Origin of the sequence: Brackiella oedipodis DSM 13743 (genome assembly GCF_000621025.1) — a bacterium.
GTDB lineage: Bacteria > Pseudomonadota > Gammaproteobacteria > Burkholderiales > Burkholderiaceae_B > Oligella > Oligella oedipodis.
This window is the reverse complement of the sequence record NZ_JHZJ01000010.1, coordinates 152,807-175,193: the sequence shown is the minus strand read 5'-3', so window position 1 is coordinate 175,193 and position 22,387 is coordinate 152,807. Positions and strand designations below refer to the sequence as shown.

Below are 22,387 nucleotides of genomic sequence, written 5' to 3'. Positions count from 1 at the left end.
GCATATTCTTGCTATTAAGCGCAGTTAGTAATCTAGTCACCCTAGCGCTTGTAAACTGTGCTTTCAACGGAGTGAGTGGTATATGGGTAGTTCCCCATCAGGGCGTGGTTTTTGGGCAAAGCACAAGATCAAAATCATTGTGATTGTTCTTATACTGATTATTTTGGCGGTGGTTTATTACCTCAATCGTAGTCCAGAGGTCGTTAATCTTTCTCCCAAAAAAGCCACCAGCTCCAGTTATCAAGGCAAAAACAATCACAAAACAGCGACGGCTCAGGACTCTCAAGAAACCGCGCCCCGTCGTGAAAACCGCGGTCGTTGGGGGGGTAACCAACAACAACAGATTTTGGTGAGTGTGGAACATGCCCAATATCACGATTTAGAGCAATCCCTTACCGCCTTAGGTACTGTTAAGGCCTCCGAAACCGTAGTCGCACGCACGCAGGTCAGTGGCCCCATTACTAAGATCTTGTTTACAGAAGGTCAAGCCATCGAAAAGGGCCAAGCCTTGCTGGAGATTGATCCTCGTCCCTTTGAAGCCGCTTTACGCACTATCCAAGGGCAAATTGCTCAAAATAAAGCGCAATTACTCAATGCTCAGCAAGACCTTAAGCGCTATCAAACACTATTCAAACAGGACTCCATTGCACGTCAACAATTAGATACGCAGCAATCATTAGTACAACAATATCAGGCCACCGCCGAAAGTCTGCAAGGGCAGCTGGAGGAAGCCAAACTCGATCTGTCGTATACCTTGGTGCGTGCGCCCATTGCCGGGCGGATTGGCCTCAAGAACGTTGACGTGGGCAATCTGATCACGGCTAATAGTGAAGAGGGTTTTGCCACGATTACCCAACTAAATCCCATTGATGTTAATTTTTCCTTACCTGAACACGTGGTCAGCCAAGTCTCGCAGCGCTTTTATCAACATCAAACGCTTCCTGTACAAATTTTTAGTCGTGATAAGCAACAGCTGATTCAAGAGGGCCAGCTACTGTCTATCGATAATATGATCGATCTCGATACCGGTAGCTTCAAACTCAAAGCGCGGTTTGATAACGCTGATTTTCGACTTTTTCCTAATCAATTTGTCAATATTCGTTTAGTGTTGCAAACCTTACCGCATACGCTTAGTGTCAAGACAGATGCGATCCAAAATGGCAAATCAGGGACCTATGTATTTTTAGTCAAAGATGACAAAACGGTGACCCTGCAAGCCATTAAAACAGGCGTCGTGGATGGTGCTTACACGCAGGTCACAGAAGGCTTACAAGAAGGTGACACGATAGTGATGGAAGGCACTGACCGCTTACGGGAAGGTGTTAAGGTCGAGATCGAGAAGTGAATATATCTGCACCATTTATTCAAAGACCAGTGGCCACCATTTTGTTAATGGTGGCACTGTTGTTTGCTGGTATTACGGCTTATCGACAGTTGGCCATCTCTGCTCTACCAGAGGTGGACTACCCAACCATTCAAGTCGTGACGCAATACCCGGGGGCAAGTCCAGAAACCATTGGTCGCTTAGTGACATCACCGCTCGAAAAGCAATTAGGCCAAATGGCGGGGCTGACGCAAATGAGTTCCTCGAGTTCAGCGGGCGCCTCGGTCATCAATTTGCAATTTTCTTTGGGATTAGACATTAGCGTGGCCGAGCAAGAGGTACAAGCAGCGATAAATGCCGCTAATAATCTCTTGCCGAATGACTTACCGATGCCCCCCGTCTACAACAAGGTGAATCCTGCCGATACGCCAGTCATGACGGTGGCCGTGACCTCCTCTGTCATACCACTGAACGAAGCGCGTGATCTTATTGAAACCCGCGTTTTGCAAAAAATCTCTCAAGTGCCGGGTGTAGGCCTGGTTAATATTGCGGGTGGTCAAAAGCCAGCGGTGCGTATTCAAGTCGATCCTCGCGCCTTAGCCTCGCACGATTTAACGCTCGATCAATTGCGTCAAGTCATCACGAGTAGCAATATTAATCAACCGACAGGTAACTTAAATGGCCCGCGGCGTTCAACGACCTTGCAGACCAATAGTCAATTAGAAAACCCCAAAGACTACGAAAACCTCATCCTTAATTACAACGGTGATCATGTCTTGCGACTTGGGCAGGTGGCACGGGCGCAGGCAGATGCAGAAGATTTGTGGCAAACCGCGTGGTACAACAAAACGCCGGCGATTTTATTGCGTATTCAGCGACAACCTGGCGCCAATGTGATTGCTGTGGTTGATGCGGTTGCACAATTACTCCCTACGTTACAAAAAGGTCTTCCGGAATCGATTCAAATGCAGGTGGTAGCAGACCGCACGATTTCGATTCGTGAGTCCATCGACCATGTCCAAAAAGAGATGGTGTTTGCCATTATCTTGGTGGTTTTCATTACCTATGTGTTTTTGCGTAGCCTAAGCGCTACCCTGATTCCCACAGTGGTGGTGCCCCTATCTCTGATTGGTACCTTTTTAATCATGTATTTTTTGGGCTTTAGTCTCAATAATTTAACCTTGATGGCACTGACGATTGCTACAGGTTTTGTGGTTGACGATGCCATTGTCATGATTGAAAACATCGCTCGTCATGTCGAAGAGGGTTTAAGCCCTATGCAAGCGGCTTTTAAAGGTGCCGCTGAAATTGGCTTTACGCTGGTTTCATTGACGATCTCCTTGATTGCGGTCTTGATTCCGCTGCTCTTTATGGGCGATATTATTGGCCGCCTCTTCAATGAGTTTGCGGTGACCTTAGCGACGGCAATTTTGATTTCTTTGGTGATTTCGCTCACGCTGACGCCGATGATGTGTGGTCGTATGTTACGCCCCGAGTCACAGCAGTCAGACAGTCGTCTTCATCATTATTTGGGCGCTTGGATTGATTATTTGATACGACTCTATGAGCGCGGCCTAAGTATCGTGCTTAAGCATCAATTCAAGACACTGGTGTTTGCCATTGCGACCTTAGTATTAACTGCATTTTTGTACATTATAGTGCCTAAAGGTTTCTTCCCCGAGCAGGACAATGGCTTGATTCAAGTGATCACTGAAGCGCCGCAGTCAGTCTCTTTTGAGAGTATGAAAAAAAGACAGCAAGCCTTGATCGATGAGCTCCTCAAAGAAGAGCAAATCGAGCGTATCACCGCCTCCGTGGGGGTGGATGGTGAAAACGCCAGTCTCAATACCGGTAGACTGCAAATTGAACTGAATAACGCGCAGCGCAGTGATAATATCGATACCGTCATCCAACGCTTGCAAGAATCGGCTAAGCATGTCAAAGGTATTGCGGCCTATTTTCAGCCAAGTCAGGATTTAAGTGTCGATACCACAGTGTCACGGAGTCAATATCAGCTGACATTATCCACCATTAACGCTGAACTGTTACAACAATGGGTACCCGATTATGTGCAAGCGCTAAAAGCCATTAAAGGGGTTAAGGACGTTGTCGATGACTATCAGACTCAAGGTCTACGCGTCAGTGTGAATGTTGATCGTGCCGCTGCGAGTCGCTTGGGCATCAATATGGCCGATATTGAAGAGGCCTTATATAACTCATTTAGTCAACGCTTGATTTCGACCATTTTTACCCAATCCGCTCAGTATCGAGTGGTGCTTGAAGTTGATCCAAGCTATCGCTCTGGCCTAGAAAATCTGCAAGATGTCTATGTGCGTGGTCGCAATGGTTTAGTGCGCTTAGATCAGATAGCACGGATTGAACCAGGATTCACGCCGGTGGAAATCCAACGCATTGACCAGTTTCCAGCGACATTAATCTCTTTTAATCTCGAAGAAGGTTACTCCTTATCCGATGTTTCGGGTGCGATTCAAGATTGCGCCGAAAAAATCGGTATGCCGGCGGCGATAGAGATGCGTTTCCAGGGTTCCAGCCAGGCTTTCCAAGACTCATTAAGCAATACCTTATGGTTATTGGCAGCGGCTATCTTTACCATGTATATCGTCTTGGGGGTGCTCTACGAAAGCTTTATTCATCCAGTGACCATTTTGTCGACCTTACCATCCGCCGCCATTGGTGCTTTAATTGCCTTGATTATTTCAGGAAATCAATTAGATATGGTCGGCATTATCGGGATTATTTTGCTGATCGGTATTGTCAAGAAAAATGCGATTTTAATCATCGATTTTGCTCTACAGGCGGAGCGTCAGCAAGGCTTGAGTCCGCTCGAAGCGGTACGTCAAGCCTGCTTATTGCGTTTTAGACCGATTCTGATGACGACTTTAGCCGCCTTATTTGGTGCGATTCCATTGATGATGGCCTCAGGCATGGGCTCTGAACTACGCCAACCCTTAGGCATCTCCATGGTGGGTGGTTTATTGTGTAGCCAATTGCTGACGTTATTTACGACACCTGTGGTGTATCTGTATTTTGAGAAACTGAGCAAACTGAAGTTTGGCAAAGGTAAAACCGCATAAATGAATATTTCTGCACCTTTTATCCGCCGACCGATAGCCACTATCTTATTGGTAGTGGCTATGGTGGTGACGGGTGTCATCAATTATGCACGACTCGAAGTTGCGCCTTTGCCGCAAATGTCCATCCCTTTTATTGCTGTGTCGGCGCGTTTGCCTGGTGCCAGCCCACAAACCATGGCGACGAGTGTGGCCACACCATTACAACGCTCACTCGGCAGTATAGCCGGTGTCAAGGAAATGAATGCCAGCAGCTCCGAGGGCAATACTCAGGTGGTGCTTGAATTCGATATCAGTAAGGATGTGAATGATGCGGCGCGTGAGGTGCAAGCCGCCATTAATAAAGCGCTACCGTTGATGCCCAGCGGTATGTATGAGCCGCCCACTTACCAAAAATTCAATCCTTCTTCCGTACCGGTCATCACCCTGACCATGACCTCCGATACCTATGGTAAAGACAAGCTCTACGATATGGCGAGCACTGTCTTGTCACAAAAAATTGCTCAAGTCGAGGGTGTGGCGGACGTCGATGTGGGGGGAAGTTCCATGCCTGCTGTGCGCATTGACGTGGATCCCGCTAAGCTTAGCGCTTACCATATCAATCTGAGTGAGCTGCGTAACACCATTGCTCAAGCCAATCAAATGCGGCCACGCGGCTACATCGCCAATGGCGATTGGCGTTGGCAAATTAGTACCAATGGTCAAATGCATAATGCGGCTGAATTCCAAGAGCTCGTAGTGCATTGGCAAGAGGATCAAGCCGTTAAACTGAGTGATGTTGCACACGTTTATGACTCGGTTGAAAATGAATTTAATGGCGGTTTTTTTAATAATCAAGACGCTATTATTTTGACTATTCGCCAAGAGGAAGGCGCCAATATTATCAAAACAGTCTCTGCAGTAAAAGCGCAGATGGCGGCCTTGCAATCTTTATTGCCTGCGGGTGTGGACTTGGCCGTAGGGCAAGATCGCACACCAAGTATTCGGGCGACTTTGCACGAAACCGAATTAACCCTCATCATTGCCACCGTGCTGGTGGTCCTTGTGGTGCTGTTATTTTTGCGTAATTACCGAGCCACCTTGATTCCTGCGGTGGCGGTGCCTGTTTCCTTATTGGGCACCGTGACCGTTATGCATTTCATGGATTTTTCCCTGAATAATATCTCCCTAATGGCCTTGATTGTCGCTACGGGTTTTGTGGTCGATGATTCGATTGTGGTGGTAGAAAACATTGTGCGTTATTTGGAAATGGGCCATAAACCCAAAGACGCAGCCCTTAAGGGAGCCAAAGAAGTGGGCTTTACCGTGATTTCGATAAGCCTGTCTTTAGTGGTGGTGTTTTTGCCCTTAATATTAGTCGGAGGCCTGGTCGGCAATCTGTTTTATGAGTTTGCCATGACGATGTCGGTAGCGGTCATGGTGTCGTTGGTGATTTCTTTGACCTTAACACCGATGATGTGCGCCTATTGGCTCAAATTAGAAAACCTGCAAAACCCCAAACAAAACCCTGTATTAGACGGCTTTCATTATTACTTTGAGTGGTTTTTTGCGGCCTACAAGAAAACACTAGGGCTAGCGATCAAACATCGGTTTTTAACCCTAATGAGCTTATTGGCGGCCATTGCCCTGAATGTGCTGCTGTTTATGCTGGTGCCTAAAGGCTTACTACCTCAACAGGATACAGGCGTGGTCATGGGTATATTTAGGGCCGATAAAGGCACGTCCTTTGAATCGGCGGTCCCAAAGCTGGATCAGTACCGCAAAATTATTGGTAAAAATCCGAATGTCGCGACGGTCATGGGTTATGTCTCAGGGCGAGGCGGTAATAATCGTTCCTTTTTATTGATTCAGCTCGAACCTTTCGGGCAACGCATTGCCTCAGCCCAAGATGTCATTAATGAGCTCAATCAAGAATTAGGGAAAGTGTCGGGGACACGCATGTTTTTGGTGCCGCAACAAGATATTCAAGCAGGCGGTGGTCGGGGCCCTGCCGCTGGAGAATATACCTACACGCTCAAGTCAGGGGATCTTGAACTGCTGAACGAATGGGTACCTAAAGTCACAGAGGCCTTCAAAGAATTACCTGAGCTTGTCGGCGTCAATGGTGGTGGCGATGACAAAGGCTATCGACTCGAAATCTCCATCGATCGTGACAAGGTGGCGCGTTTAGGCTTGAGCATGAGTAGCATCACAGATAGTTTGAATAGTCTTTATAGCCAGCGTCAAATCTCTCGTATGTATGATGATTTGAACCAATACAATGTGGTCCTGGGGGCCGACAAAATTTATGCACGAAGCCAACGGGATTTAGAAGATTTAGTACTATTGACTGCCGATGGTCGGCAGGTGCCTTTAAGCAGTATTGCGCGTACACAGGTGCGCAATGCGCCCCTCAGTATCCACCAAAAAGACGGCATGTTGCGTGAATCGATTGATTTTGCGCTAGCACCTAATGTGTCTTTAGATCAGGCGTCCAAAGCGATTGATGAGGCGTTATTGCGCATTAAACTGCCGACGAAACAGATTTTGGCGGGTTTTGATGGCAATGCTTTACTTTTTCAGCAAATGTCGCAGCAACAGCCTCTGATGCTGTTAGGCGTTCTCGCTCTTTTATACTTATTATTTGGTATTTTGTATGAGAGTTATGCGCACCCGCTAACGATTTTATCGACGCTACCATCGGCAGGGCTAGGCGCTTTTATTGCCTTGATGGCGTTTCGCATGGAATTTACCCTTATTGCGTTGATTGGCGTGTTCTTGTTGATTGGGATTGTCAAAAAAAATGCCATTATGCTGATTGATTTTACGCTTCATAAACAACGCCAAGACAAAATCTCGGCCGAGCAAGCCGTCTATGAGGGCTGTTTGGTGCGTTTTAGACCTATTATGATGACCACTATGGCCGCCATGTTAGGAGCTTTTCCTTTGATTATAGCTACCGGAGCGGGTGTCGAGATGCGTCAACCTTTGGGGGTGGTCATTGTCGGGGGGCTGATCGTGAGCCAAATACTGACCCTTTACACCACCCCAGTGGTGTATATTTATCTGGATAAAATGGCAAGTGCTATTCGTCAACGCTTCAAAATTTTTGCAAAAGAATAAAGGTATGTGGTTTATTTTGGGTTCTAAACAAAAACGTCTGTTTGCGGGGTCCAAGCATCGCTTTCTGCTCAGTAGTGCGACGCTTATGCTATTGAGTGCCTGCGCTGTCGGTCCAGACTATGAGGCAGCGGTCACAGAAACGGCGGCTGACTATAAGGCCGTACAAGAAGGACATTGGCAGCGCGCCACGCCGGCGGATGACCTCAGTAAGGGAAATTGGTGGGAGCGCTTTGAGGATGCTGATCTGAATGCCTTAATGGTGCAATTAAATCATCACAATAACTCGATAGCCGAGGCTTTTGCTAAGTATCAAGCTGTACAAGCGCAGGCCAAGGTTGATCGCGCCCAAGGTTTGCCAAGTATTTCAAGTACTGGTCGCGCCCAAAATCGTGGAGGTTCCAATACGTCTTCAGGACATGATTTGTCTATAGGTGCCAGTGCTCAATGGGAAATTGATTTATGGGGGCGCATCCGTCGCCTGGTTGAATCTGGCGAGGCACAAGAACAAGCGAGCGCTGCGGATTTGGCTAATGTACGTTTGAGTATGCAAAGTGATCTTGCTCAGGCGTATTTTTTGGTGCGTATGGCTGATGCCCAGGAGAAGCTCTTGTTGAGTATTGTGCGTGCTTATGAACACGCTGTCAGAACTAATCAAAATCAATACGATCAAGGCATTATTGCTAAGGGCGATGTGGTGCAAGCGCAGACGCAACTCGAAAATGCCAAAGCCGCGGCCATCGATATTCATGATCAGCGTCGTGCCCAAGAGAACCGTATTGCCGTGTTGATTGGTCAAGCACCGGCCAACTTTAGAATAAGTCAGCGCGACTATCAGCCTCATATGCCGACCATTCCTGTGGATTTACCTTCTGCACTATTGCAACGTCGACCTGATATTGCCGCCGCAGAGCGGCGTATGGCGGCCGCTAACGCCGATATTGGTGTGGCGCAGAGTGCCTGGTTTCCCGCTGTTAATTTAGCGGCTAGTGGTTCACTACAATCCTCTCAATTGCACGATTGGCTTAGCTCACCCCTCAATGTGTGGGCCTTGGGACCCACATTAGCCTATACGATTTTTAATGGTGGGGCGCGCCAGGCCCAAGTCGCGATTGCCAAAGCCAATTATCAGGCTCAAGTGGCTGCTTATCGTCAAACCGTCTTGAATGCTCTGCAAGAAGTCGATACCGCCTTGAATACCGCTAATGTCTTGGATCAAGAACTTCCTAGACGCCTCAAAGCTGTGGAGCTGGCGAGTCAGTCCCTGCAAATCACCAGAAACCAATATGATGCCGGTATGATAGACTACCTGAGCGTGGTTCAAGTCGAAAATACCACCCACAATACCGCCATTCAAACCTTACTATTGCAATCACAGCGTTTGCAGAATTTAGTCCAATTAGTCAAGGCACTGGGCGGTGGCTGGGATTTGCAGCACGATGCCCTATATCAACGTCTGGACAATGATTAACGACTAAAGCGCTGACTATAATAATTTTAGGGGGGAACATGTCTTTTTTTAATTGCACCCATTGCGGCGATGATCAATATACCTTTGATCTGGATGATGTCGTTCAGGGACTCAAAGATGAGCGCAGAAAGTGGCGCACCGATCATCACCGTTTGTCCGAAAAAGGTGGACGGCGCATGCCATCACCGCCGGTCCTAGACGAGGCCATGGATTTATTGCGAGGTGCCTTATTTCCGATGCGTTTAGGCCCCGATGATTTGACGGTCAGTCATGAGGATTTCTATGTCGGCTACACCATTGGGCGTGCCCTTAATATGTTGTTGTCTCAGGTGCGTCTCGAAATTGTTTACCAAAATCGTGGCCAAAAGCTCGACGAAAAAACCATCATGGATCAAGCCTTTGAGATTGTCAGTAAATTTTCTAGACAATTACCAAAAATTCGAGGCTTGCTTGATGATGATGTGCATGCGGCCTATCGCGGTGACCCTGCGGCGGATTCGGTAGATGAAATCTTGCTCTGTTATCCAGGCATCTATGCTATGTGTTATCACCGCGTCTCGCATGAGCTCTACTCCTTGGGCGTGCCCTTAGCGGCTCGTGTCATCGCTGAGTTGGCGCACAGTAAAACAGGGATTGATATTCATCCTGGCGCGCAAATTGGTCCAGGCTGTTTTATCGACCACGGCACTGGCGTGGTCATCGGCGAAACCGCCATCCTAGGCAAAAATGTGCGGATCTACCAGGCCGTGACCTTGGGCGCGAAGAGCTTTGAGGCTGACGAAGACGGTAATCTGCATAAGGGTATTTTGCGTCATCCGATCGTCGAAGACGATGTGGTGATTTATTCAAATGCTACGGTTTTGGGACGCATTACAATTGGTCAGGGAGCAGTGATAGGCGGTAACGTCTGGGTCACTAAAGATGTTCCTGCGGGTAGTTTTGTATCGCAAAGTGGCATTAAAAGCAAGGCTCAAAGCGGGCTCTAAAGCCAACTGATGAGGTCCTCAAAAAAACCTTGGTACTGGCAATGTACCAAGGTTTTTTGCTGAGAGAAGGATGCTATTCTAGATCCCAGATTCCACCAGATCCTAGATCCTAGCCCCTAGGGCTTAGTCATCGTCTGAGGCGGCGTTCTGGGCTTTATCGGGATCGATTAATTCCTCTAAAAAGCGTTTGAGATATTCTTCAAAACTAATATCGTCGTTCAGTTCTAATTGCTTTTGCGCATCGATGGAGTCTTTTGCCGCTTGAATGAATTGTTGCTGCACATCCTCGTCTAGCTCGCTGAGACGCAATTGTTGGCTTTGTTGCAGACTATTACGAAGTACCAGCTCATTAAAGCCCAACTCGGTAGTTTGAAGTTGTTCTACAAAACGTGCCGAAGGCGTCTGACGGACATCATGGAATTTTTGGGCCTGCTGCTCTAGTGCCTCGGTATGGGCGTTGGTCTCGAGCGCTTGATCGAGTAAGGCCGCCACAGGACGCATATCTTGAAGCAGTTCTAGCCCCCAATCCTGGAGTGAAATCGCGCCACTACCATCGGCTTTTTGGAGTTGCAGGTCAGGATGGCGTCCTTCAGTGACGACCTTGGCGAAATTCTGATTGCAAATATTACAGTTGCCATGCTTATCGAAGTTATGACTATCTTTGAGAACGCACCAGAGTAGGAAGGTATCCATAAAATAGCAGGTCACTGGACTGACACCGGTGGCTTCAAAAGGATCAATATCCAAACAACGCACCTCGATGTATTGCACGCCTTTTTGGAGGAGGGCGGTGTTGGGGCGCTCACCCCTGGCCGTCGTACGTTTAGGACGAATGGTCGAATAGAATTCGTTTTCGATTTGTAGAATATTGGTATTGAGCTGAATCCACTCGCCGTCACGGTGTGTGCCGATGGCTTGGTACGGAGGCCAAGGCTTGGTGACGGCTTTGTACATCATGCGGACATAGTCATCCAGATGATTAAAGCTGCCATTGAGGCTGTCTTGAGCCTCATCTTTGTAGCCAAAGTCGCTCATGCGTAAGCTTGTAGCATAGGGCATATAGGAGGTTAGCTCATTGAGCTCCTTTAATGTATCGCTGTTTTGCTCGATGAAGTCACGATTCATGGCAGGCGAAGCCCCAAAAAGATACATTAACATCCAGCTATAGCGTTTAAAGTTACGCAATAAAGCAAAATAACCTGTTGATTGTTTTTCTTGGGTGTTTGCGCCTTTAAAGTTGAGGACTTCCCACACCTCTGAAGGTAAAGAAAAGTTATAGTGTATGCCCGCAATGCATTGCATTTTTTTGCCATAGCGCTCTGCCAAGCCGCGACGATAAACATGCTTGAGCATGCCGCTATTTGAGGTGCCATACCAAGCGATGGGAATTTGTGGCTCGGCAGGCAATTTACAAGGCATAGAATGCATCCACATAGACTCATCTGACTGCATATTTTGAGTCACAAACACATGTACTCGTTGCAGCTCTGCAAAGAGCTCGGGCACGCTATGATGGGTGCCAGTGACCAATTCGAGTAATGATTCTGAGTAGTCCGTCGTAATAGAAGGATGCGTCAGGGCCGCGCCTAGTTTGGCTGGATGTACGGTGAGTGCTAAACGCCCTTGCGGGTTGATGCGTAGGCTCTCACGCTCAATACCGCGCTGCATACGCTTGAGTAGTTCTGGATGGGATTTGATAAGTTCAAAACGACGATACATACACGAGAGTTCCTGATGAATAAGGACGATAACGGCGCTATGCACAAAATCGATATAGTACAAGATTATAACTGTATCACTGTTTATCACCTTATAGTTATATGATGACACTATTTGGTATATACGCTAATGAGCGATCAAACATTGTTTAAGGAGTTTAGCCATGGTTGGCGCATCACCACGCCGAGGGATTGGCTCATCGAGAGCGATCATGATCGGTTTCGCTTTGCTACTTTTAACCTTAGCTTTTCCCACTTACGCGCACAGCTGGCAGCAGCAAGCAAAACCTGGCGTGATACAAGCAGATTTTCCCGATTCGGTGCGTACGACAAGTCGCGAACTTGAACGGGCGGATGGCAGTCAATTAAATTTGGTGCATTGGAGCGCGCAAGTCGGAGAACAAACCTATCATGTCTTATATGCAGTCTATCCAGAGCAGGGTGCTCGCGCTGACAGTGATGCGGCTTGGCTCTTAGATTCTATGCAACTGCAAAATATCCATGGAGCCCGACAGCCTTTGCATCCCAAAATTGGTGAGCGCTTTAAGCTGTGGTACCAAGTCATGTCGCAAAGCTTTGTGATTAATGCCGTGGTGCTACAAAAAGGCAATGTGGTGGCGCAAGTTTACGCCTTAGGCCCCGATAGTCCAGCGTTTGAGCAGAGCAGCCAAAAATTTCTCGATTCGGTACGTATCGCTTCAGAGACCACTCAGGCAGCACCTTAAACTAAACGCCTGTGTTAATGTTATGATAATTAGCACAAACTTTATAACTAGCGCCGATTTGCACGCTTGCGGGCGCCAAAAAATTCCGCTAAAAGGTGTTTATGTCTGAGACTAACGTCAATAATCAATTACAACAAACGCAACTTCAGTCCAATAAGCGAGCTGCTCAAGGAGACAAAATGACAGCTGCGCCCTTGGCTGCAAACAGCGTCGGCTACGTCCGACCACAGTTTTTACACTTTGATGAACCGTTGCGCTTGAGTAGCGGTCAAATGCTTGCCTCCTATACCCTAGCCGTCGAAACCTATGGCCACCTCAATGCAGATGCCAGTAACGCAGTCCTAGTGTGTCACGCCCTTAATGCTTCACACCATGTGGCGGGCGTCAATGCCGATGATCATAAAGACATTGGGTGGTGGGACAATATGGTGGGACCAGGAAAACCGTTGGATACCAACCGTTTTTTTGTGATTGGTGTCAATAATCTTGGTTCGTGTTTTGGTTCAACGGGACCTGCGAGTATTTGTCCAGAGACGGGTAAACCGTGGGGCGGATGTTTTCCTATGGTCACCGTCGAGGACTGGGTCAATGCACAAGCTCGCGTAGCCGATTATTATGGCATCCAAAAATTCGCAGCTGTGATGGGCGGCTCCTTAGGAGGTATGCAAGCGATGAGCTGGGCTATGCAATGGCCGGAGCGAGTCGCCAATTGTATTGTGGTGGCTAGTACGCCTAGTCTTTCTGCCCAAAATATCGCCTTCAATGAAGTCGCACGCTGTGCCATTATTAGTGATCCTGACTTTAACAATGGCAACTATTACGAGCATCAGTTGGTACCTGCCCAGGGTTTATCGGTAGCACGCATGATCGGCCATATCACCTATTTGTCGGATGATGATATGGCCGTTAAGTTTGGTCGCGAGCGTCGTAATTTTGCGGCTAATGGTCACTATCAATATGGCTATGGAGTCGAGTTCGAAGTCGAATCCTATTTACGCTATCAAGGTGAAAAATTCTCACGCTTTTTTGACGCTAATTCGTATTTATTGATTACCCGAGCCTTAGATTATTTCGATCCTGCCCGCAAATACGGTAATGGCGACCTCGCCGTAGCCTTAAAGCGCGCCCAAGCGAATTTTTTGGCGATTTCTTTTACGACAGATTGGCGTTTTCCGCCAGCGCGTTCGCGTGAGTTAGTGCGCGCCATGCTCAAAAACCAACAGTCCATTAGCTATGCCGAAATCGATGCGCCGCATGGTCACGATGCATTTTTGATGGCAGATCCTACTTATCATCAGGTGGTACGTGCTTTTTATCAACGCATTGCCGAAGCTAACGGTTATTAGGTTTTAGTATGTCAGAATCTACCTTGCACTCTCATCCACATTCTCAAGAGGTCGCCAACGCCGCGGGGATCGCCTATCCGCCGCAATTGTTGCGTGCTGATCTACAAAAAATCGCTGGCTGGATTCCAAATAAATCCCGCGTGCTTGATTTGGGCTGTGGTCAAGGCGTCTTGCTGAAACATTTGCAAACCCACAAACAGGTCGATGGCGTCGGGGTTGAGATTGATAATGATCGAGTTATTTCCTGTGTTGGCAATGGCGTGAATGTGATCCAGCAAAACCTCGAAGATGGTTTGGCTTTGTTCGATAATAAGCAGTTTGATGTGGTGGTTTTGTCCCAAACCTTACAAGCGATGCTCAATACCGAGCATATCCTCAAAGAAATGGCACGTGTGGCCGATTACGGTGTGGTGTCTTTTCCGAACTTCGGTCACTGGAGCCATTGGTGGTCCATTTTGACGGGGCGCATGCCGGTCACAGGTCAGATGCCTTATGAGTGGTACAACACGCCGAATATCCATTTATGCACACTGCGTGACTTTGAAGACTTAGCGCGATCCATGGGCTTTAGGATTTTGCAACGTTATACCCTCAATAACAATAAAGAAGTCAATTTCCTAAAAAATTGGCGTAGTAGTTTGGCTCTCTACTACTTTAAAACTTCATAAGTGGCAGAATATCGCTAATCTTTGCTTATTTTGTTTCTGGAGTTGTTTTGTTCAAAGGTATCACTACTTATTTCAGTCCTCGTGTCTACCCTTTGCTTTTTTTGGGGATGGCCAGTGGCTTACCCTTGGCATTGACAGGGGCGACTTTGCAGGCCTGGGTGACCGTTAGCAATGTTTCACTCTCTAAAATCGGTTTGCTAACTTTAGTGGGTTCAGCGTATACCTTCAAATTTTTATGGGCGCCTTTACTGGATCGTTATATACCGCCATTTTTGGGGCGCCGCCGGGGTTGGATGGTGGTTACGCAAGTGGCGTTAGCACTAGTGCTCTTTATACTTGGGCATATCGATCCCGCTCAAGACCTATTATGGGTGGCTATATTAGCCACTTTGATTGCTTTTTTATCGGCGACACAAGATATTGCGTTTGATGCTTATAGTACCGAGATTCTCAATACCGATGAGCGGGCGGCAGGCGCGGCGATTCGCACCTTTGGTTATCGTTTGGGGATGATTGTCTCAGGGGGGCTGGCCATGGTCTTGGCCGAGCGCTACTTTAATTGGGGGGGCGTGTATCAATTGATGGGCGGCTTGATGTTGATTTTTGCCCTGATCAGTGCCTTAAGTCCAGAACCTAAGGAAGTGCAACCACCGCGTAATTTACTAGATGCGTTTGTGGATCCTTTCAAAGAGTTTTTTGGGCGCCCAGAAGCCTTAATGTTGCTGTCCTTAATCATTCTGTACAAGCTAGGCGATGCTTTCGCAGGGGCGTTATCGACGACTTTCCTGATTCGGGGGGCGGGTTTTTCTCCCGAGACCATCGGCTATGTCAATAAAGTGTTAGCAGTTGTTGCTACTATAATAGGGGCACTACTTGGCGGCGCTATTATGGCTCGCCTTAGAATTTACAAATCCTTGATGTTTTTTGGTGTGCTACAGGCTTTTTCCAATCTTGCCTATTGGTTCGTGGCTATCACACCCAAAAATATCTATGTGATGGCAACAGCGGTTGGGATTGAGAATCTCTGTGGAGGACTGGGAACGGCGGCGTTCGTGAGTTTGGTCATGGGACTCTGTCACCCTAAGTTCACAGCCACCCAATTTGCGCTGCTGACCGCCTTAGCATCTGTCGGCAGGGTCTTTTTAGCGGGTCCAATTACCCCCGTTTTGGTGGAGCATTTGGATTGGCCGGCTTTTTTCTTGATTACGGTCTTAATCGCCGTGCCAGGCTTGCTACTTTTGTTTGCCTATCGTAAACGTATTCAAGCCATTGACGCGGTTCCAAACTAAGTCAGTTGCTGGCGTTTGCATGATTATAAAAATATCAATGGATTGACCATTTTTTTATTGTCAATTCTATGCATTTTCAATTATTTAATTTTGAGAGAGGAATGGATGTCAGAGCAAAATTTTGATTTATCGCGTATTAAATGTAAGCAATTACATGATCGAGTCATGTCAGCTGAAGACGCAGCGGCCTTGATTCCCCCGGGGATTAATATTGGCATGAGTGGCTTTACGGGTTCAGGCTACCCAAAAGAGGTGCCACAAGCCTTAGCGAAACGCATTAAAGCGGCCCACGATCGCGGTGAGCAGTTCCGGATTGGTGTTTGGACAGGCGCTTCTACCGCACCTGAGCTTGACGGTGCGCTAGCTGAAGCCCAGGGTATTGAAATGCGTTTGCCATACCAATCAGATCCCAAAACGCGCCATGAAATTAACCAAGGTCATATGCAATATATGGATATCCATCTATCCCATGTCGCGCAATATACCTGGTTTGGTTTTTTTGGCAAGTTATCCATGGCGATCATTGAGGTGGCAGGTATCAAAGAAGATGGAAGCCTGATTCCTGCCGCTTCAGTGGGTAATAACAAAACGTGGATTGATTTGGCCGACAAAATCATTATTGAAGTGAACGCTGATTTGTCCGAAAAACTTGAGGGTATGCATGATATCTACTATGGTACGCGCTTGCCGCCGCATCGTAAGCCAGTCATGATCGAAAAAACCGATGATTTAATTGGTCAGCCGTGCTATCAATGCGACCCCGACAAAATCATCGCTGTTGTGCCAACGCGTGGCCAAGACCGCGTCAACGCCTTTAAGGAACCTGATCAAGATTCCAAAAAAATCGCACAACACATCATTAAATTCCTCGAAAAAGAAGTCCAAAAAGGCATCTTGCCTGAGAACTTACTACCACTACAATCTGGGGTAGGTAATATTGCCAATGCGGTGTTAGCCGGCCTCCAAGACAGCCACTTTGAAAATCTCACCTCTTATACAGAAGTGATCCAAGATGGCATGTTAAGTCTGATCAAATCCGGCAAGCTCACAAAGGTTTCAGCGACCTCTTTATCCCTAAGTCCGGACGGTGTCAAAGAGCTTAACGACAATATTGATTTTTACCGTCAACGCATTATTTTGCGAACCCAAGAAATAAGTAATCATCCTGAGGTGATTCGCCGTTTAGGCGTGATTGCCATCAATGGCATGGTAGAAGCCGATATCTATGGTAATGTCAATTCCACCCACTTGATGGGTAGCGGAATTATGAATGGTATTGGCGGTTCAGGTGACTTTGCTCGTAACGCCTTCTTGTGTTTCTTTGTGCGTCCTTCTATCGCTAAAGACGGCGATATTTCCGGTATCGTCCCTATGGTCTCGCATGTTGATCATACCGAGCACGATGTACAAATTCTCGTCACCGAGCAGGGTTTAGCTGATTTACGTGGTCTTTCGCCTAAACAACGCGCCGTCAAGATCATCGAAAACTGTGCCCATCCTGATTACAAAGATAAACTTTGGGATTACTTTAACCGAGCCTGTCATAATGGTCGCGATCAACATACGCCACATATCCTGTCCGAGGCCTTAAGCTGGCACGATCGCTACGAAAAAGAAGGTCATATGTAGAACCTACTGAGTGCCTAATGTAAACCCGTATTAATTTCTGCCCTGAAGTATGCCAATATAAATGCCAATGTATTTATATCTATAAAAATTAGTTCATAGTGGCGTCATCGCTTTGGACTACACATCCACGGAGGACATATGAAAGAGGCAGTTATCGTTTCTACCGCTCGTACGGGACTGGCAAAGTCTTGGAAAGGGGCATTTAACAACACACACGGGGCAACCTTAGGCGCTTTTTCTGTCCAAGAGGCCGTTGCTCGCTCTAAAGTCGATCCAGGCTTAATCGAAGATTGCGTGATTGGTTGTGCCTTCCCAGAAGGCACAACAGGCGGTAATATTGCACGCGCGATTGCCATCCGTTCTGGCTTACCAGTTACCACGGCGGGCATGACGGTTAATCGTTTCTGCTCGTCTGGTTTGCAAGCCATTGCGATTGCGGCCGGTCGGGTCATCAACGAGGGCACCCCAGCTATTATCGCGGGGGGGGTCGAGAGCATTTCATGTGTCCAAAACGAAAGAAACCAACACATGGATAAGGACCCATGGATCCTCAAAAACAAGCCTGACTTATACCTCTCCATGTTAGAAACGGCCGAAAACGTCGCTAGCCGTTACAATATTTCTCGTGAAGAACAAGACCGTTACGGTGCACGCAGTCAACAACGTGCGGCGGCAGCTCAACAAGCGGGTAAATTCAAAGACGAAATCATCCCTGTCCAAACCATCAAACGCGTCATTGATAAAGACACGGGTGAATACCGCTACATAGAAGCAAGCATCGATGCCGACGAAGGTATCCGCCCAGACACCACTTACGAAGGGGTATCTGGCATCCGTCCGGTCTTCCCAGGTGGTGTCGTGGCCGCCGGTAACTCCAGCCAGTTTTCCGATGGTTCCTCCGCTTGCGTGATCGTAGAACGTCAACTCGCCGAAAAGCAAGGACTAGAGCCTTTGGGCGCTTTCCGTGGCTTTACAGTGGCGGGTTGTGAACCAGACGAAATGGGTATCGGTCCCGTCTTTGCTATTCCTCGTTTGTTAGAGCGCACTGGCCTCAAAATGTCTGATATTGGTCTTTGGGAAATCAATGAAGCGTTCGCCTGCCAAGTGCTATATTGTCGCGATAAACTGGGCATCCCAGACGAGGATCTGAATGTCAATGGCGGTGCGATTGCCGTCGGTCACCCTTATGGTGTGACAGGTTCACGTCTAGTCGGTCACGCGCTCATCGAAGGTAAGCGTCGTGGTGTCAAATACGTTGTCGTCAGCATGTGTATTGGTGGCGGTCAAGGGGCTGCAGGTTTATTCGAAGTATTCTAACAATCATATCCGCAGCCGCGACAGAGTGTGCTGTTGTGTTAAAGCCTGCCCCTAGTACGCCTTGTGGGTAGGCTTTTTTTGCGACTGAATTTTAGCCAAGCAGCACAATCATAACAACTAAAAACAGCTAGGAGACAAGCATGAGTCAAGTGACTAATCAGCCTAAAGTACCCAATACTTATTGGCCTAAAAACCTTACCAATCGCCTCATTGCACCGCAGACCAGTGTCTACGACAACTTAGTGGTGAGCACGGCCAGGTACCCTGATCAAATTGCGATGATTTATTATGGTCAGGAGATTAACTACACAGAATTCAAGCGCCAGGTAGATTATCTCGCGGGTTATATGCAACAACAATGCGATCTCAAAAAAGGCGATCGGGTTTTATTATTCATGCAAAATAGCCCGCAATTTATGATCGCTTATTATGCGATTTTGGCTTGTGGTGCTGTTGTGGTTCCCATTAACCCGATGTCTCAACCACTAGAGCTGCAGCACTATATCAGTGACACCGAGGCCACAGTGGCGATTGCCGCCCAAGATATTTACCATCACTTGTATGCAGATGGCAATCACGTGGAGCACACGATTGTCGCTTGCTATCGGGACTTTTTACCTGAACAAACGGATATTTATGTGCCAGGCTTTGTCGCTGATGACTATATTGAGCCTAGCAATGAGTACTGTGTGGCCTGGCGTCACGCGCTGCGTCAAGAACTGACCCCACAAGTGGCTCACGTCAATCCTGACGACCTATGTGTCATGCCTTACACCTCCGGTACCACTGGTAATCCTAAGGGAACGATGCATACGCATGGCTCGATTCAAGTCAGTGTTGTCAATGTACTCGGCTGGGGCTATACCGGGGTGCCTGCCGCTTGGGTGAGTCTGGCGGTGTTGCCATTCTTTCATGTGACGGGCATGCAGGTCATGAATTGCCATGTGTTTATGGGGGCGACTTTGGTCATCCTGTCACGCTGGGATCGTATCGCTTCAGCGCAGTGCATAGAGCGTTACGAAATTGCCTCGGCAGCGATGGTCGCGCCCATGGTCATTGATTTGCTCAACGACGAGGAGTTAATCCAAAAATACGACTTGTCTTCGTTGGTTCGTTTGAGTGGCGGGGGTGCCGCCATGCCCGAGGCGATTGCCGACAAGCTTTTTAAATTGGCTGGGATAGGTTATCTAGAAGGTTATGGGATGACTGAGACCATGGCCATGGCCACCTGCAACCCTCCCGAACACATGAAAAAACAATGCTTGGGTATCCCTGTTTTTGCAACCAAAGCCCTGGTCGTAGAACCCGGTACCACACAGCTACTACCGGCCAACGAAGTCGGCGAAATCCTCTTAAGCGGTCCACAAAATATGACGGGCTACTGGAAAAATCCTCAGGCGACAGCAGAAGTATTTGTGGAGATCGATGGTGATAAGTATATTCGTACTGGCGATTTAGGCTATTACGATGAGGAGGGTTATTTCTTCTTGGTGGATCGACTCAAACGCATGATTAATGCCTCAGGCTTCAAGGTATGGCCCGCCGAAATAGAATCTTTTATGTATAAGAACCCAGATATCAAAGAGGTGTGTGTGGTGGCGGCAAAAGATCCGCGTCGTGGTGAAACCGTCAAGGCCGTGGTGGTACCCCGTGGAGCGGCGAGCGATGAGCTCAAAGAGCAAATAATCGCTTGGTGCAAAGAACGTATGGCAGCCTACAAGGTACCGCGCATTATTGAATTTACGGATGCTTTACCGAAAACCGGGTCTGGTAAAGTTTTGTGGCGCCAGTTACAAGGCTAGCGCCAAATCTGTTGTTCGATACAGAGCCTTCATATAATAGTGAGGCTCTGTTTTTTTTGAAGCCAAGAAGGTGCGCCTAAAATTTATTTTTCGTGGCGATGCGGTTTGTGGTGAATATCTACAATATTGCTGCCGGCATCGGCTGCCAGACCATAAAACCACCAGGCCGAGAGCATAGAAAATAAGCCAATCACCCAAAGGCCTACATGAATATCAAAAATTTGTAGATGCTCATGATTAAGCAAGGTCATACTGGTATCCACACTAAGGGTCGCTAAGCCAATACCGAGGGCAAAACCAATTTGTTGAGCGGCAGATACAAAAGAACCGGCTTTACTCATTTGCCGCTTATCGATATCTGCATAAATCATGCTATTGACCCCAGTAAACATTAATGAGCGGGTCGCGCCATTAAAAAACAGGACAATCAACATAATAATGAGCGGGCTATGAGCCGTAAAAGCGCTAATGACGATAATCAATAGACCATGAATAAAGGCATTGACTAAAAGCACACTTCTAAATCCCCAATGACTATACGTGGTCGTCGTGACAAATTTAGCCACAAATGAACCAACGGCGATGGCCAAAATAATCAAGCCACTATCAAAGGCAGAGTAATGGAAGGTCACTTGTAAAAGCAAGGCCAATAAAAACGGAATAGCACTCACGGAGAGCCGTATCAGGTTACCGGCCAATAAGGAAACTTTAAACGTGGGGATTCGTAATAGCTCCAGGTCTAAAATCGGATTGGCATGATGCTTAGCATGCCGGCTATATAAAGTAAAACTGACTATGGCGATAGCGATTAATAGCAAGGCCAATATAGGACGGTGTTGTCCCAGGTATTCGATACCTAGAATAAAAGTGGCCATACTAATGCCGGTCAAAAAGAAACCGAGCCAATCCAATTTAGGTTTGTCTTCATCTTTGAATTCCCTCATGTACCGATGAATTAAAAATAAACCTAGTAAACCAATCGGAATATTGATTAAAAAGATCCAATGCCAACTCGCATAAGTCACTAGAAAACCACCCACGGGAGGGCCTAATACGGGACCCATTAAGGCCGGGATAGTCAACACATTATTGGCTTCAAGGATTTTTGAGCGCGGAATACTACGTAACATAATAATGCGCCCAACGGGGACACACATGGCGCCAGATAGACCTTGTAGAATTCGCGAGAACACTAGACTGTGCAGATCCCAGGCCAGAGCGCAAGTAATAGATGTGCCGATAAACAGAGCCACGGCCCAGAAAAAAACCCGTTTGGCACCAAAACGATCCGCTGCCCAACCACTTATCGGTACAAACACAGCGACTGTGAGTAAGTAGCTCGAAATAATGACATTCATGCGAATAGGGGTGGTGCCGAAGGCGCTGGCCATTTGCGGTAGGGCGGTGGCCACAATCGTGGAGTCAAGCATTTGCATAAATAGCGTAACGCCAACGATTAAAGGCACGATACGTAAAGTGGCTGCTTCGGAGAGCTCTGGCTGAGAATGTCTAGAAAAAGGATTTGGCATAGTCAAAGAGTCGCATGAATTCGCTATACCATTATAACCTTGCGTTATCTTAGAATGACATAGCACCGCTTTTTCCATGAGTCAGCGCCCTGCGAGCGCGTTACGGCTTGCAATAGCGGCATACGATAGCATCCATTTGTGGCACAGCAAGTCAGCAGCTAGCAGGCACGATGATGGCATCTTGGCCATGTCACATTTGCTTCAGCGCTTAGCAAACATACCCCTGTTGTGAATTGACGAAACGAGTGGCTGTCTTCGTCCCAGTAACTGGGTTTGCATCCGTCAGAATCCTATAGACGTGCTTGAAGACATTTTGAGCGTTTCAGTCATGTTTGTGCGCGCAACCACAAGCCTTGATTTAACGCTAATGGTAGTCAATTGGAGGCGAGCGT

14 protein-coding genes are annotated in these 22,387 nt (G+C 47.5%); 12 read left to right on the top strand and 2 right to left on the bottom strand.

The genetic code is table 11. The features are described from left to right. The first annotated feature begins 82 nt into the window (after positions 1 to 82). The 5 genes from Q335_RS08980 to epsC are packed head-to-tail and all read left to right on the top strand — an operon-like array spanning position 83 to position 9,972. Positions 83 to 1,345 carry an efflux RND transporter periplasmic adaptor subunit gene (locus Q335_RS08980; protein WP_051532244.1) on the top strand — a complete coding sequence of 421 codons (1,263 nt, stop codon included), beginning with the start codon at positions 83 to 85 and terminating at the stop codon, positions 1,343 to 1,345. After that, positions 1,342 to 4,419 (top strand): efflux RND transporter permease subunit, encoded by a 3,078-nt coding sequence (locus tag Q335_RS0102295; protein ID WP_028357251.1) that lies wholly within the window; start codon positions 1,342 to 1,344, stop codon positions 4,417 to 4,419. Before Q335_RS08980 ends, Q335_RS0102295 begins: the two co-directional genes overlap by 4 nt. Next, positions 4,420 to 7,518 carry an efflux RND transporter permease subunit gene (locus Q335_RS0102290; protein WP_028357250.1) on the top strand — a complete coding sequence of 1,033 codons (3,099 nt, stop codon included), beginning with the start codon at positions 4,420 to 4,422 and terminating at the stop codon, positions 7,516 to 7,518. A 4-nt stretch (positions 7,519 to 7,522) separates the two neighbouring features. Next, the gene (locus Q335_RS0102285) at positions 7,523 to 8,986 is read left to right on the top strand and encodes an efflux transporter outer membrane subunit (protein ID WP_051532243.1); all 1,464 of its coding nucleotides are present in this window, start codon (positions 7,523 to 7,525) and stop codon (positions 8,984 to 8,986) included. Between the two features lie 38 nt (positions 8,987 to 9,024). After that, entirely contained in the window at positions 9,025 to 9,972 is a 948-nt protein-coding gene (gene epsC, locus Q335_RS08975; RefSeq protein ID WP_051532242.1) for a serine O-acetyltransferase EpsC, read from the top strand. 123 nt (positions 9,973 to 10,095) lie between these two features. On the opposite strand, the gene gshA is transcribed toward epsC, so the two are convergent. After that, entirely contained in the window at positions 10,096 to 11,691 is a 1,596-nt protein-coding gene (gshA, locus tag Q335_RS0102275; RefSeq protein ID WP_028357248.1) for a glutamate--cysteine ligase, read from the bottom strand. Positions 11,692 to 11,854: 163 nt separating this feature from the next. Between gshA and Q335_RS0102270 the strand changes: the two genes are divergently transcribed. The 7 genes from Q335_RS0102270 (at position 11,855) to Q335_RS0102240 (ending at position 20,466) form a co-directional block, all read left to right on the top strand. Next, the gene (locus tag Q335_RS0102270) at positions 11,855 to 12,415 is read left to right on the top strand and encodes a hypothetical protein (RefSeq protein WP_028357247.1); all 561 of its coding nucleotides are present in this window, start codon (positions 11,855 to 11,857) and stop codon (positions 12,413 to 12,415) included. Between the two features lie 179 nt (positions 12,416 to 12,594). Beyond that, a complete protein-coding gene (gene metX, locus Q335_RS0102265; protein WP_038369257.1) occupies positions 12,595 to 13,761 on the top strand; it encodes a homoserine O-succinyltransferase MetX in 1,167 nt (388 codons plus the stop codon). A gap of 8 nt (positions 13,762 to 13,769) precedes the next feature. Beyond that, entirely contained in the window at positions 13,770 to 14,429 is a 660-nt protein-coding gene (gene metW / locus Q335_RS0102260) for a methionine biosynthesis protein MetW (protein ID WP_084493507.1), read from the top strand. 47 nt (positions 14,430 to 14,476) lie between these two features. Further along, positions 14,477 to 15,718, top strand: coding sequence for an AmpG family muropeptide MFS transporter (locus Q335_RS0102255; RefSeq protein ID WP_051532241.1), 1,242 nt, complete (start codon positions 14,477 to 14,479; stop codon positions 15,716 to 15,718). A 105-nt stretch (positions 15,719 to 15,823) separates the two neighbouring features. Further along, positions 15,824 to 17,347, top strand: coding sequence for a succinyl-CoA:acetate CoA-transferase ScpC (scpC, locus tag Q335_RS0102250; RefSeq protein ID WP_028357243.1), 1,524 nt, complete (start codon positions 15,824 to 15,826; stop codon positions 17,345 to 17,347). A gap of 138 nt (positions 17,348 to 17,485) precedes the next feature. Next, positions 17,486 to 18,664 carry an acetyl-CoA C-acyltransferase gene (locus Q335_RS0102245; protein ID WP_028357242.1) on the top strand — a complete coding sequence of 393 codons (1,179 nt, stop codon included), beginning with the start codon at positions 17,486 to 17,488 and terminating at the stop codon, positions 18,662 to 18,664. 140 nt (positions 18,665 to 18,804) lie between these two features. Next, a complete protein-coding gene (locus Q335_RS0102240) occupies positions 18,805 to 20,466 on the top strand; it encodes a long-chain-fatty-acid--CoA ligase (protein ID WP_051532240.1) in 1,662 nt (553 codons plus the stop codon). A gap of 83 nt (positions 20,467 to 20,549) precedes the next feature. Here Q335_RS0102240 and Q335_RS0102235 read toward each other — a convergent pair whose 3' ends face one another. Beyond that, entirely contained in the window at positions 20,550 to 21,995 is a 1,446-nt protein-coding gene (locus tag Q335_RS0102235; protein WP_028357240.1) for an MFS transporter, read from the bottom strand. Positions 21,996 to 22,387: the final 392 nt, after the last annotated feature.

What these genes read in the sequence shown, in the direction of transcription:
- Q335_RS08980 (WP_051532244.1), top strand. Translation starts at nt 83, where the DNA reads ATGGGTAGTTCCCCATCAGGGCGTGGTTTTTGGGCAAAGCACAAGATC.
- Q335_RS0102290 (WP_028357250.1), top strand. Translation starts at nt 4,420, where the DNA reads ATGAATATTTCTGCACCTTTTATCCGCCGACCGATAGCCACTATCTTA.
- Q335_RS0102285 (WP_051532243.1), top strand. Translation starts at nt 7,523, where the DNA reads ATGTGGTTTATTTTGGGTTCTAAACAAAAACGTCTGTTTGCGGGGTCC.
- epsC (WP_051532242.1), top strand. Translation starts at nt 9,025, where the DNA reads ATGTCTTTTTTTAATTGCACCCATTGCGGCGATGATCAATATACCTTT.
- gshA (WP_028357248.1), bottom strand. Translation starts at nt 11,691, where the DNA reads ATGTATCGTCGTTTTGAACTTATCAAATCCCATCCAGAACTACTCAAG.
- Q335_RS0102270 (WP_028357247.1), top strand. Translation starts at nt 11,855, where the DNA reads ATGGTTGGCGCATCACCACGCCGAGGGATTGGCTCATCGAGAGCGATC.
- metX (WP_038369257.1), top strand. Translation starts at nt 12,595, where the DNA reads ATGACAGCTGCGCCCTTGGCTGCAAACAGCGTCGGCTACGTCCGACCA.
- metW (WP_084493507.1), top strand. Translation starts at nt 13,770, where the DNA reads ATGTCAGAATCTACCTTGCACTCTCATCCACATTCTCAAGAGGTCGCC.
- scpC (WP_028357243.1), top strand. Translation starts at nt 15,824, where the DNA reads ATGTCAGAGCAAAATTTTGATTTATCGCGTATTAAATGTAAGCAATTA.
- Q335_RS0102245 (WP_028357242.1), top strand. Translation starts at nt 17,486, where the DNA reads ATGAAAGAGGCAGTTATCGTTTCTACCGCTCGTACGGGACTGGCAAAG.
- Q335_RS0102240 (WP_051532240.1), top strand. Translation starts at nt 18,805, where the DNA reads ATGAGTCAAGTGACTAATCAGCCTAAAGTACCCAATACTTATTGGCCT.
- Q335_RS0102235 (WP_028357240.1), bottom strand. Translation starts at nt 21,995, where the DNA reads ATGCCAAATCCTTTTTCTAGACATTCTCAGCCAGAGCTCTCCGAAGCA.